Source organism: uncultured Catenibacterium sp., assembly GCF_900540665.1.
Taxonomy (GTDB): Bacteria; Bacillota_I; Bacilli_A; order Erysipelotrichales; family Coprobacillaceae; genus Catenibacterium.
This window is the reverse complement of the sequence record NZ_UQGV01000004.1, coordinates 1-25836: the sequence shown is the minus strand read 5'-3', so window position 1 is coordinate 25836 and position 25836 is coordinate 1. Positions and strand designations below refer to the sequence as shown.

Below are 25836 nucleotides of genomic sequence, written 5' to 3'. Positions count from 1 at the left end.
AGTAGATTATGTTTGTAAATTGTTTTAGTGTTTTAGTACTAATTTAAAGAGAGAATATCCTAAGATATCCTCCCTTTTTGATTGTTTTTATAATGAGTTGTATTCTTTTACAACGTTTTCAACAGTAAAACCATATTCCTTGATGACTCTACTTGCTGGAGCACTTGCACCAAAAGTATCAACACCCATAGCCTTACCGTCTAAACCAACATATTTATGCCATCCAAAATCAGATAACATTTCTACAGACAGACGCTTTCTGCAGCTGTTTGGTAAAACGGATTCCTTATATTCATCAGTCTGTGCATCAAACAAATTCATTGAAGGCATAGAAACAACACGTACTGAATGTCCCTGTTTTTCTAATTCTTCCTGTGCATGAATTGCAAGACCTACTTCAGAACCAGAAGCGATAATAATACCTTCTAGATCACCAGATTCTTTTCTAGCAATATAAGCACCATGTAATACATCTTCATAAGTAGAATTTGTAAGATTTTCTACTGGCTGTCTAGTAAGAATTAATGCAACTGGCATATTCTTTGTTTCAACAGCAATCTTCCAAGATGCAAGCATTTCATTTGCATCAGCTGGACGTAATACTTCAACATCAATACTGCTTCTAAGCATTGCAAGCTGTTCAACAGGCTGATGTGTAGGACCATCTTCACCAACTGCAATAGAGTCATGTGATAATGGAAGAATGATGGGACATTCCTGTAAAGAACCCATTCTTAAGGCTGCTTTAAAGTAATCACTGAATACTAAGAAGCCTCCTGCTGAGATCTTAACACCCTTATGTAATGTCATACCATTCATGATAGAAACCATTGCGAATTCTCTGATACCAAAATATACATTTCTTCCAGTATAGTTTTCACAGCTAAATCTTCCTTCACCCTGGATTGCTGTCTTAGTAGAAGAAGATAAATCTGCAGTACCAGATAAGAATGTAGGGTTCTGCGCAGCAACTTCCTGAATAATTCTATGAGAAATATTACGAGTTGCTTCTGTATAACCAGGTTTGAATTCTTTCTGAAGTTCTGTAATATCTAAATGATAATTACCTTCAATAGCATTTTTATATTCTTTATATTCTTCTGGATATTTTTCAGCATATTCTTCAACGGTCTTTAACCATTTCTTATATGCTCTTGTACCACGGTCTTTTACATTCTTCTTGAAATCAGCATAAACTTCTTCAGGAACATAGAAAGGATCATGATCAAATCCATAAGATAACTTAGCATTCTTACCGTCTTCTTCACCTAAAGGTGCACCATGAACTTTATTAGTTCCCTGGTTGCAAGAACCATAACCAATCACAGTCTTCATGATAATGATAGATGGCTTGAATAACTCTTTCTTAGCACGCTTTAATGCACGGTTGATGGCCTGAATATCATTTCCATCAGCCACTTCGATAACCTGCCAATTCATTGCTTCATATCTCTTCTTAACATTTTCACTGAATGAATATGAAAGAGGACCATCAAGTGTAACTTCATTGGCATCATAGATAACAATAAGCTTACCTAAAGAGAGATGACCAGCAAGAGAGGATGCTTCATAAGTCACACCTTCCTGCATATCACCATCACCACATAATACATATGTGTAATGGTCAACAATTGAACAATCTTCCTTGTTGTACTTTTCAGCAAGGAACTTTTCAGCAATTGCCATACCTGTAGCAGTAGGCACACCTTGACCTAAAGGTCCTGAAGATGCATCTACACCATCTGTGATAGTGATTTCTGGATGTCCAGGTGTTTTTGACTGCCACTGTCTGAACTGTTTTAAATCATCAAGACTTAAATCATAACCAGAAAGATGTAATAAAGCATAAAGTAAAGAACTAGCATGACCACTTGCAAGAACAAAGCGATCCCTATTTTGCCAACTAGACAAAGAGGGATTTATGTTCATCACCTTAGTAAACAATGTGTATAAAGCAGGTGCGCCATCAAGGACCATGCCAGGATGACCAGAATTTGCCTTATTAATCATGTCAATACAAAGCGATCTTATTGTAGCGATCGATAAATTCGAATCCATTTCGAGTACCTCCTAATCACACTCATTATACATAATTTTAATGATGTGTAAACCATTTTTTACAAAAGTGAAAGGCAATAAAAAAGACAATCTTTTCACAAAGACTGTCTAGTTTATTTTTTTGTGCATTCTTGCTTTTGCAGGAGTGACATCATTACCATTTGCATCTACAACTTTGATGCTCTGAAGCTGCTGTTCAAAGCCTCTTCTAAATTCTTTTAGGTATTTCTGTCTAAGCTTCTGCTGACGAACCTGTTCTTCAGGTGTAAGACCTACTGTCTTCTTTTTATGAGCAAGTGCATTAATTTCATCGATGAGTTTCTGATCAATAGCCATAATGACCCCCCCTGTAAAATTTAAACAAATGAAAAGACCTAAGAGGAGTTGATTATCCCTGTTAAATACAGGTGGGTACCTTGTGAAAAACTTTAGGATCCCTACTCGTAGCAGGTCTTCAACACCGTCTTTCTAACAATCAGGTTCCCTTATCAAAAATGTAGGAAATCCATATACTCTCAGGTCACCCTCATTATAGCATAAGCGCTTTTTTAGTCAACATCTAGGCGTTAGCCTTAAGTGGTCTGATAATAAAATTAGATGTTAAATCCTTGCAAAATAAAGGCAAAATATTTTTGATATCAGCGATTGTAAGAGCCTGATATGCTTCAAATAAGTCAAATAAATTGATGCCCTCTAAATAGTACTGACTAAATAGTGAAGCAATTGTTTCAATAGAGTTGAAGAAACCAATAAGAGTTCCAATATTGTTTCTTTTCATTCTATTAAATGCTTCTTCATCTAATGTCATATGTGGAATATCTGCAATCAATTGATGAATATGAGCCATCAATTCATCAGGTTTTGGACTATCTCCTGCAAAGATAATATGAGAAAAATCACGTTCCTGTGAGAAATTAGTAAAGAAAGAATCATTAATTAATCCCTTCTTAGTCCATTCATCTCTTAAATCACTGCTTTTAGAGAATAACATATCCATGAAGATGTAGAAAGAAAGCTGTCTTTTAAGTTTTTCTTTAGGTGATTGAGGGACGTTATTCACCTTGATTGCGACATTGACTTTAGGCAGAGTGACATCCATTTCGTTTTCTTCATAGTCTTTATAGATGGTTTCAGGTTCATTATGATCCCCTCTTACAATTGGTGGCATATCCTTAAAACTTTTCTTTGCCTGATTGTCTCTAATAATAGACATTAAGTGTTCAGGATCAAAGTTTCCTGTTACAAATAACATCATATTAGAAGGATGATAGAATGTGTGATAACACTTCTGTAAGATGTCATAATCAATTTCTGCCACTGTTTCAACAGTACCTGCAATATCAATTCTAACAGGATGATTATGATAAAGGTTGCTGATAGCACCAAAATAACCACGCCAGTCAGGATCATCATTATACATGCCTATTTCTTGATTAATGATGCCCTTCTCTTTTTCAATGCTTTCAGGAGTGACATTTAATTCCTGAACAAAGTCTAATAATAATTTAGTACATTCATCAACATTTGTAGCTGTATTGAATAAATAAGCAGTACGGCTATGAGAAGTGAAGGCGTTACTGCTTGCACCAAGTGCAGCAAACTTTTCTGAGGCATCCCCTTCTTCCATATCAAACATCTTATGTTCAAGAAAATGAGCGACACCATCAGGTACTGTAATTAAATCTGATTCTCCTAGAGGAATAAAACTACGATCAATAGAACCAAAACGTGTTGAAAATAAACCATATGTCTTTGTGAAACCATCCTTAGGCATGAGATAGACATTAAGTCCATTGCTCATCTTTTCATGATATACAGTTTCTTTAATTGTTGGATAATAAGTTTTCTTCATAGAATTCCTTTCCTGTCAAGAAATAGATTGTATCTAGTTCTATACTTTGAGCACATCTAATAACATCTTCTTTAGTGACATTTTTAATTGCATTCTGTTTATCTTCAATAGTATCCTGACTATTAATGATATCTCTTCTCCAATTGAATGAGATAATGGAATCTGGATCATCATCTACTTTAGATAATGCATTGATTAACATAGTTTTTACCATTGATAATTCTTCATCGGTGATATGACCTTCCTGTAAGTCTTTGATCTGTTTTCCAATTAACTCTTTAGTCTTATCATAATTATTCATATCAATACCTGCTGCAATGGTCATAATACCATTCATTGGATCATAACTTGAATGAATGAAGTAACATAAGCTGTTCTTTTCTCTGACTATCTGGAATAGTCTAGATTGAGAATAACCTCCTAATAAATTAGAAAATACGCTCATTGCAGCTGTATTTTTGCTTAAGGTACAGCAGTTTGCCTTATACCCCATAACGAGCTTAGACTGGACGATATCTTGTTTTTCAATGATATCTAAAAGATGAATACGCTCATTCTGATAAATATAAGCAGTAGGATAAGGCTCATGAACTGCACGTGGGAACTGTAATCTTTCTTCGAAAATAGAAACGATACTTTCATCTATATCCCCTACTACATAAACATGCTTATCATCATTTTGTATCATATCTTTATATGTCTCTACAAGAGTATAAGCGTTGATGTTATCCATATCTTCTATATAACCTGTAGAACGTAATCCTAGAACACTTCCTTTTCCCATATAATCTACCATACGATCAAAGGCATAGCCCATCTTATCGTCCATATCAGCCATAATACGATATGTAATTTCTTGTTTCTTAAGTTCAGTCATTTCTTCATCGAAATGGTTATCCACTATATAAGGATGATTCACTAATTCATTTAATAAATCTACCTGTTTAATGAGTAGATTTTCATTGATAGGAAGGAATTCCTGATTAACACATGTATTCTTAAAAGTAATAATATGACCTTTACCAGCTGAAGAAATATTAGCAGAAAGATTTGCACCATATAAATCTTCTAGTGTTCTAGATAAGTCCTTTTGTGTTGGATGCTTCATAGTTCCAGTGATCATTAAGAATCCTAGAACGCTTCTACTTGTGACTGTTTCTCTTGTAAAACGTCCTTTAAAACGAACAGAGATTGTAATATCTTTAAATTTCTTAGATGAAATCAAGTGAAGTTGATATCCATTCATTTGATAGATCTTGTTCATTGTATACCTCTTTTCTTTCTCTATTCATTATAACTTTTTTGTATAGTAGTGCAAGAAAAAAGGACTCCCTAAGGAGTCCAGGTCTATTAACGTTTAGACTTATCGTAAGGTACACCATCTGCACGAGGCGCAGCTGAGTTCTTAGATGTGAATGCTAATAGAATTAAAGTAGCAACATATGGAATTAATTTATATGTTGTATCAGGTAAAGACATTTTAGCAAGTAATGGAACTGAGTTATATGTATAAGACAGTGTCTTCATGAAACCAAAGAAGAATGCTGCACCAGCAATTCTTAATGGTGCCCAGTTACCAAAGATTAATACAGCTAAAGCTAAGAAACCATAACCAGCAACAGTACAAGTAAATTCTGTAGAGATTGGTAGGATATAAATAAGTCCACCCATACCAGCTAAGAAACCAGAAATACCTACACCTAGATATCTGATCTTATAAACACTGATCCCTGCAGCATCTGCTGCCTGAGGGTTTTCACCACAAGAACGGATTCTTAAACCAGTCTTAGTTTTCATAAGGAAATACCAAGAAATAATAAGAATCGCAATGCCTAAGAATGTAGTAAAGTAGCAGTTCTTGAAGAATAAATCACCAAGTACTGGAATACTGCTAAGTCCAGGAACTTCAGAAATTCTGAATTCATTAGTGAATGAAACGTTCTGCATACCATCCTGTACAGTTTTTGCGATAAAGATACCTAATGCAGGAGCAAGCATATTTAATGCTGTACCAGAAATAGTCTGGTCAGCACTTAAATGAATAGCAGCAAAGGCATGAAGCATACTAAATAGTACACCTACGATACCTGAAATAAGTAGTCCTGTTAATAAAAGCGGCATACCATGAAGAATATCATTAGACTGCATATAATTTAAATAGAATACACCAGCAAAACCACCAATAATCATAATACCTTCAAGGGCTAAGTTAACAACACCACTTCGTTCAGAGAACATACCACCCAAAGCAACAATCATTAATGGAATGGCAAATAGTAAAGTCTGAGCAAAAAGGAAATAAACTATACTCATTCTGTTTTACCTCCTTCATTCTGCATTTCTGCTTTTCTCTTTTTATTTCTTTGATAATGTTCTAATAAGGCTTTAATGAATAATGTGAATGAAGCAAAGTAGATAATAACAGCAACGATAATATCAATAACTTCAATCGCAATATTTAATGCCTGCATATAGTTACCACCAACATTAATATAACCAATGAATAATGCAGCAAAGATACAGCCAATTGGATTAGAGAAGCCAAGTAAAGCTACTGGGATACCGTTCCAGCCTTCGTTAGGTAATGTTTCAGTGATTGGTAAAGTTTTACCAGTACCGCATAAGTAAGTTAAGGCACCACCTACACCAGCAAAGAAACCAGAAATCATAAGTGCTAATACGATACATTTCTTTTCGTTCATACCTGCATATCTTGCTGCATCTTTATTGAAACCACATGCTTTTAGTTCATAACCAAAAGTTGTTTTATTCATAATAAACCAAGCAAGTACGCAAAGTAAGATAGCAATAATGATACCGAGGTTAACACGATCACCAAAAATCTGATTGAGACCAAAACCAGGAATACTACGTGTGCTAGGTACTGCATAACTTTCTGCACCTGTAGAGTTATAGATAGTTGCTTTAATACCCTGGATAACAAGTAACATACCGATATAGTTACACATGATACCAGAAATAACAACGTTTACGTTACGAGTTGCTTTTAAGATACCAGGAATAAGTGCCCATAAAGCACCAGCAATACCTGCTCCTAAAATAGCAAAAATCCATACTAAATTATCTGGAATAAAAGTAGCTCTTAATGCGATAAATACAGCAGTGAAGCTTCCTACTAAATACTGGCCAGGTACACCGATATTGAATTCACCACATTTATAAGCAAATGAAACAGATAGACCAGTCATCATGATTGGTACTGCTAAATAAATAACCTGTCCAATACTAGATAACCCTTCTCTAAAGCCACCTGTTAATAAAATAGATAATCCCTGTAGTGCATCACTAGGATTAGCAATTAAAATAATGATAAAACCAACGATTAGCCCCATTAAAATTGCAATTAAAGAAGACACAATTGATTTGAAGCTGGCACGTTCCAGTAAAGCTGGTTTATTACTTTTCATAACCTTCTCCTCTCTTAGAACCTGCCATATAAAGTCCTAATTCCTGAATAGTAGTCTCTTTTGGATTAAGATCCGCAACGATTTCCCCTTCATACATAACTAGAATACGATCTGATAAGTTCATAACTTCATCAAGTTCAAGTGATACAAGCAGTACTGCTTTATTGTTATCTCTTGTCTTAATGATCTGTTTATGAATAAATTCAATAGCCCCAACATCTAGACCACGTGTAGGCTGTACAGCAATAAGCAAGTCATCATTCTGTTCTACTTCTCTTGCGATAATAGCCTTCTGCTGGTTACCACCTGACATACCACGTACAATAGAATTTCGACCTTCACCAGAACGCACGTCATATTCTTCAATAAGACGATCGGCATAAGTATTCATTGCATCAAAATTGATAATGCCATGATTCTGGAAGTCTTTCTTATAATATGATTTTAAAATTAAGTTTTCACCAAGAGTATAATCAAGAACTAATCCATGCTTGTGACGGTCTTCTGGGATATGTGATACTCCATGATCATTGCGATAACGAATACTCTTATGAGTGATTTCTTCATCATTTAAATAAATATGACCCATGTTAGGTTGTTCAAGACCAGTTAAGTTATAAATCAATTCACTCTGACCATTACCATCAATACCAGCAATACAGACAATTTCGCCTTTTCTTACTTCAAATGAAACATCATTTAAAAGAAGCTTATCTGAAGTCTTAGGCTGATAACTTAAATGATCCACCTTTAAAACTACATCTGATGGTTCATGTTCATCTTTAGAAACTGTTAAATTAACTTTATGACCGACCATCATTTCTGATAATTTTTCTTTTGATACATCTGCCACATTTACAGTACCAACATAACGTCCCTTACGAATGATTGTACAACGATCAGCTACTGCTTTGATTTCATTTAACTTATGAGTAATGAAAATGATAGATTTACCTTCTTTAATAAGTTCCTTCATGATTTTCATTAACTCATCAATTTCCTGTGGAGTGAGTACTGCAGTAGGTTCATCAAAAATCAAGATATCATTATTTCTATATAACATCTTTAAGATTTCAACACGCTGCTGCATACCAACGGTAATGTTTTCAATCTTTGCATCAGGATCAATGTTTAAATGATACTTTTCAGATAAGCCCATCACCTTCTTACGCGCATTATCTGTCTTGAGCTTGCCAAATAACCCTTTCTCTTCAACCCCTAAAATAATGTTTTCTAATACAGTGAAATTATGAACAAGCTTAAAATGCTGATGCACCATACCAATGTTATATTTATTGGCATCATTTGGGTCATTGATTTTAACGCTTTGTCCATTAATCTTTATTTCACCTATATCAGGCTGATAAAGACCAAATAAAATACTCATCAATGTAGATTTACCGGCACCATTCTCACCTAACAAAGCATGAATTTCGCCTTTTTTTACTTGAAGAGTAATATCATCGTTTGCTTTAATACCAGGGAATTCTTTTGTGATATTTAGCATTTCAATAGCATATTCCAATATTCTCACCTCTATCAGTATTATACTATAAAATGTTCACTTTAAAAATAACTAAATGATTTTCTGAATATAAAGAAACATGTACAAAATAAGAAATTTGATAAGAGATTGGATTGATTATATTAATGTCCATATGTAAAATAATATTAATATGATAGAGTTTGGTATGGGAGGGTATGACTTAAATAAAAAAATTAAACAGGGTATTAAAAGATACTACCACAATCGTTCAGATTGCATCTCTTATTGTTTTAATTCTTATTGTTTTAAAATTAATTTTTTAAGTAAATCAATATGGTAGAAATTTGATTAAAAAGTAATGTGAAAACAGTAAGAGTGAGTGATAAGACTAAGTTTATTACAGAGTTCAGAGAATCGTTTGAAAAACTTAAAATTAAGCCATCAGCTGTTTTTAGACAATCTACGGAAGCAGTTATTGACAAAGCAAATAAGGACCAGAGCATATAAGCTTTAGTCCTTTTAACATTCTAGCGAATGACTCTTTCTGGTTTAGTTCTTTAAATAATCAAATCCAATGCGTTACATATTATTTCTGTTGCATCAGGATATTCATCAATTTAATCACACATGATTTCTAAGTCATCCTCATGAACTACTAAGCTTAGAATTCCATCTACAAACTCTCGTTTGTTTGTAATAATATTCTTAGGTAGTAGAAATTGTTTTAATCCCATTCGCATTTCTTTATAATTCATAGTTCACCACCGTATGGCATCTTAAATATGTTATAAAATATATTTTACATAATTACTGATAAAAGACCTTTAAGTTACTTTTCTATATGTAGCAGTCCCCACAGTTCTCTCATGACAAGGATTTCAGACTTCCCTTTACGTCTCGATATTGAATATATGTATTTTATAGGAACCCATTGATCTGTGTTCTTATAGGGGATAATGTAACTGTTTCGTAGGAGGTTGTATGCTTATATTATTAGACATGTGTCTTTACCCCCTACTTTTATACAATTAAAAATGTATCATAATAAATTGACACCATTATTGGATACTGATTTTAAAAACTACAATTTTCCATGTTTTGATCTAATTGCTGCTTCTTTTTTAAGAGATTTAAAAAGGGGCTTTTTTTATTCATTCTTTAATACATCTCTCAACATAACAATATGAACATACATAAAAAAGTGGCTAAAAAGCCACTTTTATAGGTTATATTTAGTTTTCGTAAGATACTGTTACGTTAGTTAAAGTATCCTTTAATACTTTTGTATTTGGATCACCTTTTGCATTTGGATCTACATCCGCATTAGTTAAGATCTTAATCTTTCCATCTTTTACTTCTTTGAATACTTTATCGTAATCAGCTTTCTTGAACTTCTTTAATCTTGAGAAATCAGATGAAAGTCCAACATAGTTATCTTCTGCACCTAATAGATGAGCGCCACCTTCAAACTTATCGTTGTAAGCATTAGTGATTTCATCAAATACAGTCTGTTTAACACCTTTCATTGCTGAAGTGATAACAGTCTTAGAATCATCTTTCTGGTCACTATCTACACCAATAGACTTTTTGTTAGTATCTTCTGCAGCTGCGAAGACAGAGTTACAAATCTGACCACCACAAGAGAAGATAACTTCAGTTCCGCTATTATACCATCCAGTTGCTTTAGTCTTGATTTCTGGAGATTCATTGAAGTTGTTAACGTAAGTATACTTTGCACTAACGTTTACCTTCATTTCCTTTGCAGCATCGTTAGCACCCTGTAAGAAACCATAACCATAGTTAATTACTGCAGGAAGTGCCATACCACCCATGAAACCAATCTTTGTGTAGCCATCTTTTACAGCAGCGTAACCAGCTAAATAACCTGGCTGCTGTTCCTTATAAGTTGCACAGTAAACATTTTTCGCAATGTCGACAGGATTGTCTTTTTCATCAGTAGGTGTGAAGTCAATTGCAACGAACTTAACATCCTTGTATTTTTTTTCATTCTGAATAGTTCCTAATGCAGCAGCAAATTTGAATCCTGGTAAAACAACGACTTTTGCACCATTGTCAACAGCGTTCTTGATCTGATCTTTATAACCAGCAGTATCGAATGAAGCAGGCTTATAATATTTATAACCCTTATCATTCTTAGTTCCATACTCTTTTACCGCTTCCCAAGCTGACTGGTTGAACGACTTATCGTTAATTCCTCCAGAGTCAGTGACTAAAGCGATTTCTGGTTTTTTAGATTCTTTACCTGAACCTGAACCGCAGCCAACGAGTACCATTGAAAGTACTACAGCAGATGCCATAAGCTTTTTCATATTATTCAATTCCTCCTTTTGATATACAATGATTTTAACACTTTATTGCTACTTTATAAAGTGTTAACGCTTAATTAATCAAAAAAGAAGATATTTTAGATATCTTCTTCTTCACTATAGCCACGAATATACACTTCTCTTGGTTTAGAACCTATTTGTGGTCCTATAACACCATTTTCTTCTAACTGATCCATAATACGTGCTGCTTTGTTGTAGCCTATTCTGAATCTTCTTTGTAATAAGGAAGTACTTGCACGCTGTTCTTTAATGACAAACTCACGGCATTCTTCATATTCTTCATCTGTATCTTCTAATGAGTCATTGACTGAAGATCCACTATTAGAGACTTCTTTTGCATTTACATAGCTTTCATCATAATTTGCCTCCATCTGTTTAGAAACAAATTCAACAACACGACTCACTTCTTCATCAGCAACAAAGGCCCCTTGTACACGCACGGGTGAACTTGAACCCATTGGACTAAATAACATATCCCCTTTTCCTAGGAGTTTTTCTGCTCCTGTTGCATCTAATATTGTACGTGAATCAACGCTTGATGACACTGCAAAGGCAATACGTGATGGGATATTAGCCTTGATAACACCAGTAATAATATCAGTAGATGGTCTTTGTGTAGCGACAATCAAATGAATACCTGCCGCACGAGCCATCTGTGAAATACGCATGATACAGTCTTCAACAGTTTTAGAGGCAACCATCATTAAATCAGCTACTTCATCTAGGATGACAACATGATAAGGCATGATTTCTTTTTTATCTTCTTCTTTGGCTTTTTCATTAAATGTCTTTGCATAGATGTTATAAGACTCCATATTACGTTGTCCATTATCCGCAAAGACTTCATAACGTCTTTCCATTTCTGCAACAACCTGCTGTAAAACGCCAGCTGCCTTTTTAGGATCAGTAACAACAGGAGACAATAAATGAGGTACACCATTATAGTTAGATAATTCAACCTTTTTAGGGTCAACAAGAATAAGTCTTACTTCATCTGGTGTTGCTTTCATAAGAATAGAAGTAATAATAGAATTTACACAGACAGATTTACCCGAACCAGTTGCACCTGCAATAAGTAAATGAGGCATCTTATTGAGTTCTGCGACAATCAAATTACCAGAGACATCTTTACCTAGAGGAACAGCTAACTTATTATCCCATGTATGATCACGCATAGAAAGCTGATAGACTTCATTAAATGGAACCATAGCTGCTGTTTTATTAGGAACTTCGATACCTACATAAGGTTTACCTGGAATAGGTGCTTCAATTCTGATTTCTTTTGCAGCTAAAGCGAGCTGAATATCATCCTGTAACTGTAATATTCGATTGACACGTGTTCCTGCTTCTAGCTTGATTTCAAATTTAGTAACAGTTGGTCCAATATAGAGATGTACTACATTCGCATTGACACCAAATTCTTCAAACATGTTTTCAAGAATCTTGCCCGTACTTTTTGCATGTTTGGCTTCTTCTGATAAGTTGCCAGTATTACGAATAGGATTCAATAAATCAAATGAAGGAAGCTGATAAACACCGTCCTTGTATTCCTTCTTTTTAGATTTCTTCTTCTCAATATCAAGACGCATGCTCTTTTGATTGAAAGTAAGGACAATATCTGGTTCTTTTAAAGGTTCTTTCTCTTCAAATACCTTTTCAGGGAAGAATCCCTTTTCTTTCTGCTTAGGGGCAAAGAAATCTTTGATTTTAGTTTTCTCTTTCTTATTTTCAAATACTTCTACTGCATTTTGTGCTTCCTTTTCATTCTGCTTTATCTTGTATTGATGAATATACTTACTAGAGAATAATACAAGACCAGCTAGCAGTAAAATAATGCCAAAAACAAGAGTCCCAATAGGAGAAAATAAAGTGCTTAAAGGAGCATATAATACTGATCCAATGAGCCCCCCGCTTGTCACACCATCGTGCTTTATATAATTATTCATACTACCTGTTGAATGTATATTACCTGCATAGGTACAAATAAGCAGGATCCCAATAATCATCATAATGAGTCCTACTGCCTGAGGTCCCTTCCATTTAGGTGACTCACCCTTAACAACAAAATAAGCAGATATAATAGAAAGTATGATAAGAATTGGATAAATCATCATACTGCCAAAAATATAAACCATGAGTGTATGGAAGAATTTTCCTACGATTCCTAATTGACATATGCTTATAAAGAATATAAATAATAAAAACAAAGCAATTAGTCTTGTTTTTATCTTGTTAGATTTATTTTCCTCTTTTTTTGGCTGTTTTGATACAGGTGCTTTTTTAGGCTTTTTTGTTTTCTTTTCAGCCATATTCTCACTCCCTTCCATAGTTGTAAAAAGCAGGATTTAATCCTGCTTAGATTTCTACTACAACACCAATAAATACAGGTTTTTTCCCTGTTTCTTTCATAATATAACGCATAGATAGTTCTTTCATCTCATTACGTATATCTTGAACATCCATTTGAGGATCATCTTTCAATTTAGAGACAACTCCTTCACAGACGTTAATGATTTCTTTAATGACATAACCAGAATCTTTTAAATAAACAAATCCTCGAGTCTGACAGTCTGTCTGGGCAATAATTTCTTTTGTACGTGAATCAATAGTGACACCTACAACAACAATACCATCATTAGATAACTGAATACGGTCATCAATAACCTTTTCACCAACATCACCAACGCCGATACCATCAATCATGACATCTTCGATTTCAATAACTTCTCTACCTTCTTCAAGCTGTCCATTTTCGAAAGTACACTTTTCACCATTATCCAAAATCACAATATGGTCATTATCAATACCCATTTCATTTGCAATATGTGCATTGGCTACAAAACGACGGTATTCACCTTTAATTGGTACATAATACTTAGGGTTAAATAACTGAATGAATACTTTAATGTCTTCAATAGATGCATGCATTGAAGGTAATTGTTTATTTTTAAGAATATGAACATCGGCAGGTGTTCTGAATAAATCATTCTGAGCCTTATTCGCAATCTTTTCTGTACCAGGTAGTACCGGAGAAGCAACAATAAATGTATCGCCTTCTCTGATCTTTAATAATTCATCGCCACCATCAAGAATATCACAAATATCACTATAAATAGTATTAGGTGCACCACTTAAAAGAATAACATAACTTGAATCCTTAGCAGGAATACCAACATTTTCTTTCTTACCAAGATATTTACTTGGAACAGTAATAACAGGCTTATGTGTTGTTCTTTCTAGACGAAGAATACTATTTGTCTGATCATATTTATCACGTCCATAGAAGACAATCTGACGATGATACTTTTTGGTGAGTTCTACAATTTCTTTTGTTCTAAAGACATTCTGGGCATAAGAAGAAATAATAATTCTACCAGATGCATCTTCAAACATGGATTCAATCTTATTTGTAAGCTTATGATTTGGTGAAGTATAACCAGGATTACTTGCTCCTGAAGATTCAACCATTAAGGCAAGTACGCCCTTCTTACCAATTTCCATCATCTTTTGGATATTACATCTAAATCCTTCAGGAGAACCAAAATCAATAATAAATTCTCCACCATAAACAACATATCCATCAGGTGTCCAGATAGCTACACCAACACTTCCTGGAATAGAATGTGTTTCAGGGAAGAATTCTACTGGAATACCTGCAATCTTAATAGAATCATCACGTCTTACACGAATCAATTCCATATGAAGATTCTTCTTCTGATGTCTCTGATAATGATCAATCATCATCTCAATTAAATCTGCTGTTAAACTAGGTGCATAGACAGGAACACCCTGAATTGCATTCAATAAGTAAGGAAGTGCAGCCATTACATCATTGTGTGCATGTGTAATAATAATAGCAACAATATCCTTCTTTCTTTCAATTAAATAATCAAAACTTGGAATGATAATATCAACACCAAGTTTATCCAAATCCGGGAAACGATAACCAGCATCAATGATGAAGATCTTTCCATTAACTTCTATACTGTACATACTCTTGCCTACTTCAGCTTGACCACCTAGAGGCATGATTTTAACATTATTGTGTTTCATAATACTCCTTTCAATATGTTCAACCTATCACATTTAATATATTTTAGCATATCTTTCTACTCTTCTCAAATAGAAGCCGTTATAATGAAGCAGGAGGTTTTTATGGTACACATCATTTTTCTTACAATACTTGCCTATTTTGCGACAAGACTCAATCCAATACGTAATAATCTTTCGGGTGTCATGAGCATGCCACAATATCATTATCCAATGCAGTGCTTCTTTTTTGTATTTTTGATGTATTATTGGTATCAGCTCTATAAGATAACCAAACGCAAAGCACTTGTCCATATATCAGGAATCTGTCTTATAGCCAGTTTATTTATGCCATTTAAAAGATCAAGTCATGATTTTTTTTCAGAATGTCATACTTATGCCGGTTTTATTGGACTCGTATTTGTGGTCATCACCCTTGCGATGATTCTCTATGACTTACATCAAACCAATACATACTTAGCTTACAAATTATTACAGCTGTTGATGTCATTATGTATCATGTTGACAACTGTACTATGCTTTCTTGCAGATATTACAGGCCTATTTGAATGGCTTGCCTTTTTATCCTTTATCATCTTCTTAGAGGCTTATAAACGCTCTATTTGATGTTATCTTTTAGATAAGCAGTACTTGGATGTTTTTCATCATAATAGACAGCAACGTCCTGCCCTACTCTTAAAGTACCTAATACAGGTACTTTTCTTTTTGACTTAAACAAAAGTAATTGTTTTGCTGGTTTTAAAACGGCTTCCTCCTTAAAGGCATATACATGATGATCGACCATATATTTTACGGTTAATGTAATTGTTTGACCTGTATTAACTATATTAATGATTGAACCAGTTGTTTCTGTCATACTAATCACCCTGCTTTCGTAGGTATTATAGCACGATTTGACTGATTGTTTTTAGTATAAGATACATTTTTTAATAAGGGACTTTCACTATTTTCAAACATCTTTTTAATAATTTCTTCCTTAATATTACATTCATCTATCATTTCAGTATTTTTAATCAAGATTGCTGCACTCTTAACCGGAATGGTTACGAGCTGAGCGAGTTCCTTTTGACTGACTCTTCGTTTACTTGTCAAACATAAATATAATCCTAAGATAAGTGAATTTGGATTATCTAGACATTCAGAAAAAACAGTATGTGCGAGTAGATCTTCTTTATGGCCGCACTTTGCACATATGAAGCATCTGTTTTCCTGATCATATATATAATGAGAACAGCCACATTCCTCACAATGATAGCCTTCTGGCCATTTAATATTATAAAAGAAACGAATTCCGGCAAGGGAATCATTCATATAAATATTCATCAAACGATATAAAGAGTGTTCATTTTTTAACATATTCATCACCAATTCCTTTCTACATCTATGATTATAAAGGATTTTGATAATTATTTCTCGTAAGATACTGCTCATAATGCCTATAATAAGGTGTTATAAATAATTTCTTTTTTAAAATGATGCACAAAAAAACCTCGGATGAACCGAGGTGATTGTTAGATGGCGTCCACGAAGGGATTCGAACCCATGACCGCACGCTTAGAAGGCGTGTGCTCTATCCAGCTGAGCTACGTAGACATCTCTCTTGACTGCTCATGTATAATAACATGCCAAGAGATGCAATGCAAGCCTTTTTTTATATAAAAACACTTGTATTTTCTTCAAAATCAAGATATCCATGATTTATTCAATCTTTTTTTGAATTTTATAAATAATGAAATTCTGGAACCATTTTATTATAAGTACAATATTGTTTAAAACCGAGTTCTTTTAGTTCTTTTTTTGTATCCTCTATATAAGCACCTAAATGATCTTCTTGATGACTATCGCTGCCAATTGTAATAATTGTACCACCTAGTTTTAAATATAATTTTAAGATATCTCTAGAAGGTGTCAGGTCACCTACCTCATAACGTACAGAAGAAGTATTGATTTCAATTCCTTTGCCATCTTTTATGACTGTTTCAAGAATATTCGTAATAATTTCTTTATGATTATTAAAACTGTCATAACCATCATGATCATCATAACGCTTAATAAGATCCATGTGACCTAGAACACTATAATCATGATAGTGATTTACAACATCATATAGCTCCTGATAATATCTTTCATAATATTCTTTTTCTGTTCTTCCCTTTTGGTAATCTCCTGTCCAGAATTCCAGATCATCTACCTGATGAATAGAAAGAATAATAAAATCAAAAGGATATTGTTTAAATAGAGCTTCATATTTTGGGATAGTATGTACTTGAATGCCGAATTCTAGTCCAAACTTTAAAGTTATCTGGTCTTTATATTTCTCTTTTAAGTATAGATATTCCTTATAATATTCTGGATAATCAACATTAGAAATTGGCTGACCATTAAGATATACATGGCCAAGAGGATCATCTACATCTCTTTTGATTCCATAATCAACATGATCAGTAAAACATAATTCATTTATTCCTTTTTTTATACCATCTTTAATAACGTCTTCCATTTTGTACACTGAGTCATCACTATAGATAGTATGCACATGATAATCACACAACATAATTTTCACCTCATTTGTATTTTATCATGAAAAAAAGGATGCATAAACATCCTCTTATTAAGAAATTCTACCATCTTTCATTTCATAAACAGTATCTGCAATATTCATAGTAGATACTCTATGAGAAACGAGTACGATTGTCTTATCTTCTGAAGATTCTTTTAATGATTTTAGAATAATCCCTTCATTAAGTGAATCAAGGTTTGAAGTTGGTTCATCCATAAGAATCATTGGTGCATCATGCAGAAAAGCACGGGCAATGCCGATTCTCTGCTTCTCGCCACCAGATAAGGTATCCCCTAATTCTGCTACTTCTGTATCATAACCATTTGGGAGAGTCATGATGAAGTCATGGATCGAGGCTTTCTTAGCCGCGTCCATAATTTCTTCACGAGTTGCCTCCGGTTTTGCGATTGCGATATTATTCGCAATTGAATCATGGAATAGATGCGTTTCCTGAGTAACATAACTTTCCATATTACGAAGATGTTTGGTAGGAATATGTTTAATGTCTTCTTCATCTACTGTAATGGCTCCTTGATTGACATCCCAGAAGCGCATGAGTAATTTAAGTAAAGTAGATTTACCAGAACCACTTACACCATGGATACCTGTAATCTTCCCCGGTTCTAGTTTCAAAGAATAATCATCAAGAATTATCTCATCTTCATAAGAGAAAGTAACATGATCCATTAATGCCCCTTTAAATACATTTCTGCTTTCCATGTCCCCTTCTATTTCTTCAACCAAAGGCTTTTCTTCAAGTAAAGAAAGAACACGTTCACCACTTGCGAGAGTCTGATTCAGGTTATTAGAAAGACTAGATAAAGCAACAACTGGTCCAAAAGATCCCATCATTGATAGAGTACATGTAATAATACCTTCAAAACCTAATTGATGATTGAGATAAAGCAACAGTGTTAAGAAAAGCATACCAAATGAAGCTAAAAGAATAACTGTATTTGTGATAGAACGCTGAGCCCCCTCTCTATAGCTTAAATATTCCTGCTGTTTGGCAAGTTCTTGAGAACGTCTTACAAGCTCTTTTTTTCTTTCTTCTCCCTGCCCATACTGGATGGTTTCATCTAAGCCACGTAGTGAATCTAATACAAAGCTATTTAATTCACCAAAACTATTACGAAAAGTCATCCCTTCCTCGCTCCCTAATTTACCATTAATAATAGGAATAATAACACCTACTACAATATAAGCAACTAGTGCAAGTAATCCAGCTAAATAATGATAATGACCAATAAAGAGTACCATGAATAAAGAAGTAAGAAACGCGATACAGATAGGAGAAATGGTATGTGCATAGAATACTTCAAGTAATTCTATATCAGTTGTAATGATGGAAATAAGGTTTCCTTTATCACGAGATTCCAGTTTTGCAGGGCATAGCTTTTGTAACGCTGCAAATACCTTATGACGAATAATAGCCAATAATCTAAATGCGATATAGTGATTACAGTATTGTTCGAGATAGTGGAGAATCCCACGTAATAAAGCAATTACAATCATTATAGTCATGATTGTTTTAACAGGCATAAAGACAAGACGTGGATTTCTTATGCGAAAAAATAATTGTGGTATGAGCCCATGAGCGACTACCAGTCCTGCAAGAATGGTGAGGAAGATAGCACATAAGTAACCAACAGTACCTAGAAGAATTGCAGCAATCATAAAAATAAGAAGTGGTTTCACTAAACCGATAAGCTGTCCCATGATTTGAATAGCACTTCTACGATTTGTTTTATTCATTATACATTTCCTTCCTTTCCATAGTTTTCTAAAGCCATCTGTGTTTCATATAAATGTTTATAGGCACCATTCTGTTTCATTAATTCAATATGTGTGCCGTTCTCTTTGATTTCTCCGTTTAGTAAGAAGTAGATATGATCACTCTTTATTACATTGGCAAGTCTATGAGAAATAAGCAATACAGTTTTTGTTTTGGCTAATTCATGAATGACATTCATAATCAGTTCTTCACTTTCAATATCAATATTAGATGTTGCTTCATCAAGGATATAGACAGATGCGTCTTTTTTAAGTAAAGCACGAGCAATAGCTAATCTTTGATGCTGCCCACCAGATAAATTAGACCCTTTTTCTAATAGCTTTGTTTTTATACCATCTTGAGAGTCAAGAAATCCTAAAAGATTTACTTTTTCTAGTGCTGTTTCCATTTCTTCTTTTGTGGCATGAGGATCAGCCATACGAAGATTCTCTTCTACAGTTCCTTTAAATAAATAACTGTTATGTCTAATTAATACAACACGCTTCATTAAATCTTCCTCATTGACATCCTTTAAAGCACTACCGCCTATTGTGATATTACCTTTATATCCTCTATTCTTTCCAGCAAGAATACCAGCTATCGTACTCTTACCACAACCAGATTCTCCTACAAGTGAGATAAAAGATCCTCCAGGTAATGTCATATCAATGCCCTTTAATATTTCTCTATCATCTTCATAAGAGAAATGAACATCTTTTAATAATATATTCAGATTATGATCAGGTAATATTTCTTTTCCCAAACTCATTTCAGGAATATCAAGAATCTTAAAGATTTTATCGCTCGCTGCCATGCCATTCATTGCAATATGGAAGAATGAACCAAGCAGTCTTAAAGGGAGAAAGAACTCACTTGCAAGAAGAATGATACAAAGTGTACCCTGCATAGTGATATGTCCATGGAGATATTCTAATAAAGCAATGATCATTCCTACTGCAGCACCACCATAAGCAACAATATCCATGACACTAATAGAATTAAGCTGCATAGTCAAAACCTTCATAGTGATCTTACGGAACTTTTCAGATTCTTGATCCATTTCTTCGGCTTTCATCTTATCAGCCTGATAAATTTTTAATGTGGTTAATCCTTGAAGATTTTCCAAGAACGAATCTCCAAGTCCTGTATAGACTGACCAGTAATTACTTAAAAGCTTTTTTGCAAACTTCTGAACAGCAACAATGGACATAGGGATAAGAGGAACGCAGATCAGTAGTATAATACTCGCTTTTAAATTGACCTGGCTTAAAATAATAAAGAGTGTAATAGGAGCAAGTAAACTATAGAAGAATTGAGGAAGATACTTTCCAAAATAGGTTTCTAACTGTTCAACCCCTTCTGTAGAGACCTGTACAACTTCAGAAGAAGATACATACTCGTTATAAGATGTACCTAGGCGAAGCATCTTGTCATAAATCTTTTCTCTTAATATACGTTTGACATCAACGCTGGCAAGATAAGATGAGCGAGCACTCATACGTTCACAGTTATAACGAATAACAATTACTCCCAGTAATAATAAAAACGTTGATTTAAGAATACCAAAAGTAAGCGTGTTTTTTAAAACTGCATCTAATAGTTTAGCGATTGTAAAAACGGCTGTGATTTGTGCAAGTAAAGAAATCCACTGCCAGAAGACAGTATATATAATATATTTTTTAGAATGTGACAATAGTCTTATAAGTCTTGTTTTAATCATGATAATATCCTTTCTTTTATACTGCATAACATATGCCATAAAGCCGTTTTTGGGTCATAGATAATCATTCTTGGACCTGAGTAGCGCATGACCTGTCTGATTCTTTCTCTCATCTCTGGCTTATAACAATGTACCTTGCAATGTGCACAGAATGTCTTTTCTTCCATAAAAGGACATCTTTGACTACGTGCTTTTGCATAACTAACTAATTCCTTACATTCAGGACATAACTCTTTTGTATGATGTTTCTTTCTACAATAGATATGAACCATCTTTTCAATCGTTTCCTGTTCTTTAATCCTCTTCTTTTCTACTTTATTCATTGATTCTCTCTTCTTTCTTTATCGTCTTGATTATAAAAAAGAAATAAAGAATATGGAAAATCCAGACAATTGCAATACATATTCTTCCTACAGGTACATTTTTCATACAGATAAACCCTATTAACATAATAGCTGTAACCATACCCATAATCTTACATTTAATCATTAACGTCATAGATCTGTTCTGTACAAAACTATATAAGTGCTTTTTATAGAGGTTTGTGTGCGTAAACCAGTGGTGAAGCTTGTATGAGCTTTTCGCAAAACAGAATACAGTCGCCATATAAAAAGGAACTGTAGGTAAAATAGGAAGTATAATTCCTAAGGTACCAAGAATCAAGGCTATAACCCCTAATAGTATCCAAATGATTTTCATAGTCATCTCCTTGATTAGTTTTAACTAATAAATGTTAGTACTACCAAACTTCTTCATATTATATGTGAAAACAATTAAATGTGTCAACACTTCTATTTATGTAAAAAAATACTTGCATTACATAAAAAGTCATGGTATTATACATGAGCAGTCAAAAATAAATGTCTACGTAGCTCAGCTGGATAGAGCACACGCCTTCTAAGCGTGCGGTCATGGGTTCGAATCCCTTCGTGGACGCCATCTGAAAATAACCCCGGGAAATCCGAGGTTTTTATTTTATATATAAGTTGAAAAAGGTACCCAAGCGTTTATTATGCCCGGGTACCTTTCATATTAGTTTTTCTTTTCTTTTCTTCTTAATAATGTATAGAAGAACATAGAAAGCATTGTTAATAGACTAAAGTTTACGATTGGTGATGAATCACCTGTTTTTACAGTAGTAGATATTTTATCAGACTTTACTGTAGTTGTTGTATCGTTCTTTTGTGAAGGAGTCACAGTAACGTTATCCTTCTTATCAGAAGAAGTAGTTGTGGCATCATCCTTCTTATCTGCAGGTGGAGTAGTATTGTCATCTTTATCTGTAGACGCAGAGACGATTTTAAATGTTTTAGTAATAGTACCAACATAATATTCGTCACTTAATTTAATAGTAACACTACCTTCCCCTATTTCTGTATTATCACCATAAGTGATTGTATATTCACTTTGACCAACAACATTTCCCTTACTATCTTTCACTACAACTTCTGGTTTAATTTGTTTTCCAGTATAAGTCATTTTGTTAGGTAAAGTAATTGTATCTTTTGTGACAATACCATAGTTTGCATCAAATGCATCTAAATTAGCCTTAGTGTCATTATATGTCGTAAGAGCTATGTTATAAGCATTTAAGGCATCTTCATAAGTCTTTGTCTTTTCATCATAGTCTTTCTGTGCATCAGCAAGCTTAGTTTCAATTGAACCAGCAGCATCTTTTGCACTTACATAAACTAATACAGTATCAACTAAGTTATCTAATACTTCATCATGATAAGGTGCATAATGATCTATAGTTCCTGCTTTAATACCTTCCCAATCAGCAGTCGCTCTTTGTGCTTTTGCAAGACTTTCATTTGCATCATCTAGCTTCTTAGTAGTATTTGCTACGACATCAGCTTGAGCTTTTTGGTCTTTAACAGCCTGATCATATTCAGCTTTGGCATTATTAAGGTTACTTTCAGCAGCATTCAATGCATCTTTCGCTTTATTGCATTCTTCTAACTGTTTATTGTATGTATCAATAACAGTATTTAACATATCAATATTGGCAGATAAAGCGTTCTTTTTGGCTTCTTTACTCGTTACTTCAGAGTTTAAAGTATTTAACTGAGCTTTATATGCATCAATATTCTGCTGATTAGTCTTAATTTCTGACTGAAGAGCTATGATCTTCTTATCATTTTCACCAATTAAAGCAGTGATACGATCAACATCAGCATTTGCATCTTTGACAGCCTGTTCTAATTCAGCTTTATCTTTAGTGGCATTCGCAAGTTCTTCTTTCTTTTTAACTAATAAAGCTTTTTCATCAGTCAACTGTTGAGATAAAACTGCTTTATTTTTCTTGTGAGTTTTTAACTGGTCTTCAAGGTTACTTAAAGCGTCTTTTTGTGCATCAAGTTGAATAGAAGTAGTATTTAATTCAGCTTTCACTGAAGACTGCTGATTTACTAGATTATCGTATGTGCTCTTTGCGTTATTATAAGTCGTTTCTGCAGCTTTAAATTGTGCGTTTACGTTATCCTTATAATCATTGATTTCTGCCTGTTTTTTGTTGATTTTCTGCTTGTTGTCATTAAGTGCATTTGTAGCCTTTTCTGATTCGGCTTTTGCGGCATTAACTTTATCCTGTTCAATTTGAACACCATTAGCCTTCTTTAAAATCCAGGCATTTAAAGCATTTTCAAATTCATCTACTGTAAGACCAGTGATAGTAGTTTGTCCTTTTCCATTAAGATTGGTTAAGTTCAATCTATCTTTAAATACCTGCCCCCAAGTATACATTTCTAAATCGTGCATTTGATTATTATGACTGAATCCTGTTAAAGTATATCTCGAATCAATGATATTGAAATAATGTCCAGCCTCATTTTTGTCGCCTGTCTGTTCATATAACATTTTTTCCTCAGTCCACCAAGCATAAAATGGGTTGTTGCTTTGAATGTTAGAAGAGTTTGGATTTTTTCCTAGTTCATAGAGAGATTTGATATCTAAATTACCATTTTTATCGAGAAAATCTTCAGATTTGTTATCTCGACTACTCCAGTAGAGGTTTTCACCTACATCATATAGTTTAGAATGACCAAGGTTTACTGATGAATACTGGTTCTGGATAGCTGATACACTCATAAGGTAATAAGAGACTTTAAGTGGTGCTACACCTTCATATGCTCTAATCTGGTTACACATCTTAATATAGTTAAGTGCTTCCTTTAAATCAGATAATGAAGCCATTGTCTTATCATAATTCTTGCTATCATAAATAGTCGCTGATCCTACTGTTATACCATCATACTTCTCTAATTCTTTATAAGCATAATACGCATCTAGAGAACCAGTGTTATTGTAGACTTCTTTATAGAAGTTTACGACGTTGTTGTCGTACTTTGTATAAGCATTGGCTAATTCAGTTTCAGCTGCTTTTAACTTGCTTGTAGTAACATCTACCTGTGCCTGTAAGGCAGTTTGTTCATTCTGTAAATTGTTGAGTTCAGACTTTAATTGTGCTAGTTCTGGTGTATCTACATTGTTGTTAAGATCATCCATTGCTTTTTTAGCAGCATCATATTCAGTCTTTGCAGTATCTAGATTTGTTTTTGCTTCAGTAACCTGTGCAGTTAAAGCATCATACTGCTTAGTTAGGTCATCCTTTTTCTTTGTTGTTTCATTGACGGCTGCACTCTGTGCTTCAATTGAAGTAGTTAAACTATTAATTTCCTGATCTAAAGCAGATAACTGAGTTGTCTTAGTATCGATATCCTTTTCAAGAGTATCAATGTCTTTTTGTAACTGGGTCACTTCTTCAGTTGTTGGCTGTTTATTAAGTGCATCTTTTAAAGAATTAAGCTTATCATTAGAAGCTTTTAACTGTGTCTCTAGAGTCTGTTTTTCTGTATTCAACTGATTAAGAGTATTCTTGTTGCCTTCTAATGCTTTTGTTTCTTCATTCAGCTTTGTAGTAACTGTTTCAATGTCCTTGTTTAAAGTGGTAAGCTGATCATTTAAGCTGACAAGGTCTTTTTCATATTGAGCCTTGTTCTTTTCAGCCTGATTCAACTTATCTAAAGTATCCTTATTCTTTTCAGTTAAATCACTATAGTCAGCCTGCGCTTTGTTATATTTATCCTGAGCATCATTTAACTGATTCTGCTTTTCTTCTACAGCTTTATCTAAAGCGTCTTTTTGCTGCTTCTGTGAAGACAAAGTTTCTTGTAGTTGTAAAACAACTTGTGCTCTATCCTTTACTTCCTTCGCAAGAGTTTGATCAACCTGATTTTGTGAAGTAGTAAGCTTTTCGTCATTTTCTTTCTTGTTCGTTTTCGCATTGTTTAATGCTTCTTCTGAAACGTTCTTCTGTTTCTCTGCTCCTTGTAATGCAGCTCCAGTAGAAATAACGGTAGAGTTTGCATCATCTACTTCCTTTTCTAAATCTGTTCTAACTGTTGGTTGTACTTGTTGAGTTGTTTCTACTGTATTCTCATTTAATGCCTGAACATTAGTAATAATGTTCTTAGGTAAACTAGAGATAGCACCTACAGATGATAATGCTGTTACTGTAGATAATGTAGTAGAAACGATTTTCTGTTTCTTATTCATTCT

At 33.9% G+C, this 25836-nt stretch carries 20 protein-coding genes, 2 tRNA genes and 1 other RNA gene; 2 read left to right on the top strand and 21 right to left on the bottom strand.

The window, feature by feature from the left end:
• Positions 1–87 precede the first annotated feature (87 nt).
• From tkt to QZQ55_RS01320, 12 genes are all read right to left on the bottom strand, one after another.
• A complete protein-coding gene (tkt, locus tag QZQ55_RS01375; RefSeq protein WP_295088967.1) occupies positions 88–2058 on the bottom strand; it encodes a transketolase in 1971 nt (656 codons plus the stop codon).
• A gap of 108 nt (positions 2059–2166) precedes the next feature.
• On the bottom strand, positions 2167–2394 hold the full coding sequence (locus tag QZQ55_RS01370) for a DUF896 domain-containing protein (RefSeq protein ID WP_006506630.1): 228 nt from the start codon (positions 2392–2394) through the stop codon (positions 2167–2169).
• A gap of 31 nt (positions 2395–2425) precedes the next feature.
• Positions 2426–2583: non-coding RNA, 6S RNA (gene ssrS, locus QZQ55_RS01365), on the bottom strand.
• 34 nt (positions 2584–2617) lie between these two features.
• On the bottom strand, positions 2618–3910 hold the full coding sequence (locus QZQ55_RS01360; protein ID WP_295088964.1) for an EF-P 5-aminopentanol modification-associated protein YfmH: 1293 nt from the start codon (positions 3908–3910) through the stop codon (positions 2618–2620).
• Positions 3882–5174, bottom strand: a complete 1293-nt coding sequence (locus tag QZQ55_RS01355) for an EF-P 5-aminopentanol modification-associated protein YfmF (RefSeq protein WP_295088961.1) — start codon at positions 5172–5174, stop codon at positions 3882–3884. Before QZQ55_RS01355 ends, QZQ55_RS01360 begins: the two co-directional genes overlap by 29 nt.
• An 86-nt stretch (positions 5175–5260) precedes the next feature.
• A complete protein-coding gene (locus tag QZQ55_RS01350) occupies positions 5261–6223 on the bottom strand; it encodes an ABC transporter permease (protein ID WP_129982274.1) in 963 nt (320 codons plus the stop codon).
• Positions 6220–7338, bottom strand: a complete 1119-nt coding sequence (locus tag QZQ55_RS01345; RefSeq protein ID WP_295088958.1) for an ABC transporter permease — start codon at positions 7336–7338, stop codon at positions 6220–6222. Before QZQ55_RS01345 ends, QZQ55_RS01350 begins: the two co-directional genes overlap by 4 nt.
• Positions 7328–8863, bottom strand: coding sequence for an ABC transporter ATP-binding protein (locus QZQ55_RS01340; RefSeq protein ID WP_295088955.1), 1536 nt, complete (start codon positions 8861–8863; stop codon positions 7328–7330). Before QZQ55_RS01340 ends, QZQ55_RS01345 begins: the two co-directional genes overlap by 11 nt.
• 578 nt (positions 8864–9441) lie before the next feature.
• On the bottom strand, positions 9442–9579 hold the full coding sequence (locus QZQ55_RS01335) for a hypothetical protein (protein WP_295088952.1): 138 nt from the start codon (positions 9577–9579) through the stop codon (positions 9442–9444).
• A 477-nt stretch (positions 9580–10056) separates the two neighbouring features.
• Positions 10057–11154: a BMP family protein gene (locus QZQ55_RS01330; RefSeq protein WP_295088949.1), complete on the bottom strand. Its 1098-nt coding sequence runs from the start codon at positions 11152–11154 to the stop codon at positions 10057–10059.
• Positions 11155–11249: 95 nt separating this feature from the next.
• Complete coding sequence (locus QZQ55_RS01325) at positions 11250–13481, bottom strand: DNA translocase FtsK (RefSeq protein ID WP_295088947.1); 2232 nt, start codon at positions 13479–13481, stop codon at positions 11250–11252.
• 46 nt (positions 13482–13527) lie between these two features.
• On the bottom strand, positions 13528–15225 hold the full coding sequence (locus tag QZQ55_RS01320; protein WP_295088944.1) for a ribonuclease J: 1698 nt from the start codon (positions 15223–15225) through the stop codon (positions 13528–13530).
• Positions 15226–15327: 102 nt separating this feature from the next.
• Between QZQ55_RS01320 and QZQ55_RS01315 the strand changes: the two genes are divergently transcribed.
• A complete protein-coding gene (locus QZQ55_RS01315; protein ID WP_295088942.1) occupies positions 15328–15828 on the top strand; it encodes a hypothetical protein in 501 nt (166 codons plus the stop codon).
• Here QZQ55_RS01315 and QZQ55_RS01310 read toward each other — a convergent pair.
• The 8 genes from QZQ55_RS01310 to QZQ55_RS01275 form a co-directional block, all read right to left on the bottom strand.
• On the bottom strand, positions 15821–16078 hold the full coding sequence (locus QZQ55_RS01310) for a hypothetical protein (protein ID WP_295088940.1): 258 nt from the start codon (positions 16076–16078) through the stop codon (positions 15821–15823). The two genes, QZQ55_RS01315 and QZQ55_RS01310, sit on opposite strands and share 8 nt — an antisense overlap.
• A 5-nt stretch (positions 16079–16083) precedes the next feature.
• Complete coding sequence (locus QZQ55_RS01305) at positions 16084–16584, bottom strand: hypothetical protein (protein ID WP_295088937.1); 501 nt, start codon at positions 16582–16584, stop codon at positions 16084–16086.
• Between the two features lie 154 nt (positions 16585–16738).
• Positions 16739–16815 (bottom strand) — tRNA-Arg (locus QZQ55_RS01300).
• A gap of 127 nt (positions 16816–16942) precedes the next feature.
• Positions 16943–17776, bottom strand: a complete 834-nt coding sequence (locus QZQ55_RS01295; RefSeq protein WP_295088934.1) for a histidinol-phosphatase HisJ family protein — start codon at positions 17774–17776, stop codon at positions 16943–16945.
• A 57-nt stretch (positions 17777–17833) separates the two neighbouring features.
• Positions 17834–19537: an amino acid ABC transporter ATP-binding/permease protein gene (locus QZQ55_RS01290; protein ID WP_295088931.1), complete on the bottom strand. Its 1704-nt coding sequence runs from the start codon at positions 19535–19537 to the stop codon at positions 17834–17836.
• The gene (locus tag QZQ55_RS01285) at positions 19537–21276 is read right to left on the bottom strand and encodes an ABC transporter ATP-binding protein/permease (RefSeq protein ID WP_295088928.1); all 1740 of its coding nucleotides are present in this window, start codon (positions 21274–21276) and stop codon (positions 19537–19539) included. Before QZQ55_RS01285 ends, QZQ55_RS01290 begins: the two co-directional genes overlap by 1 nt.
• Positions 21273–21599, bottom strand: coding sequence for a nitrous oxide-stimulated promoter family protein (locus QZQ55_RS01280; RefSeq protein ID WP_295088925.1), 327 nt, complete (start codon positions 21597–21599; stop codon positions 21273–21275). The genes QZQ55_RS01285 and QZQ55_RS01280 overlap by 4 nt, the downstream gene beginning before the upstream one ends.
• Complete coding sequence (locus QZQ55_RS01275; protein WP_295088923.1) at positions 21592–21975, bottom strand: YbaN family protein; 384 nt, start codon at positions 21973–21975, stop codon at positions 21592–21594. Before QZQ55_RS01275 ends, QZQ55_RS01280 begins: the two co-directional genes overlap by 8 nt.
• Positions 21976–22138: 163 nt before the next feature.
• Here QZQ55_RS01275 and QZQ55_RS01270 point away from each other — a divergent pair.
• Positions 22139–22215: transfer RNA gene (locus QZQ55_RS01270), tRNA-Arg, on the top strand.
• Between the two features lie 93 nt (positions 22216–22308).
• Here the strand turns inward: QZQ55_RS01270 and QZQ55_RS01265 are convergent.
• Positions 22309–25836 (bottom strand): CAP domain-containing protein (locus tag QZQ55_RS01265; protein ID WP_295088921.1); only part of this gene is annotated, 3528 nt, incomplete at its 5' end.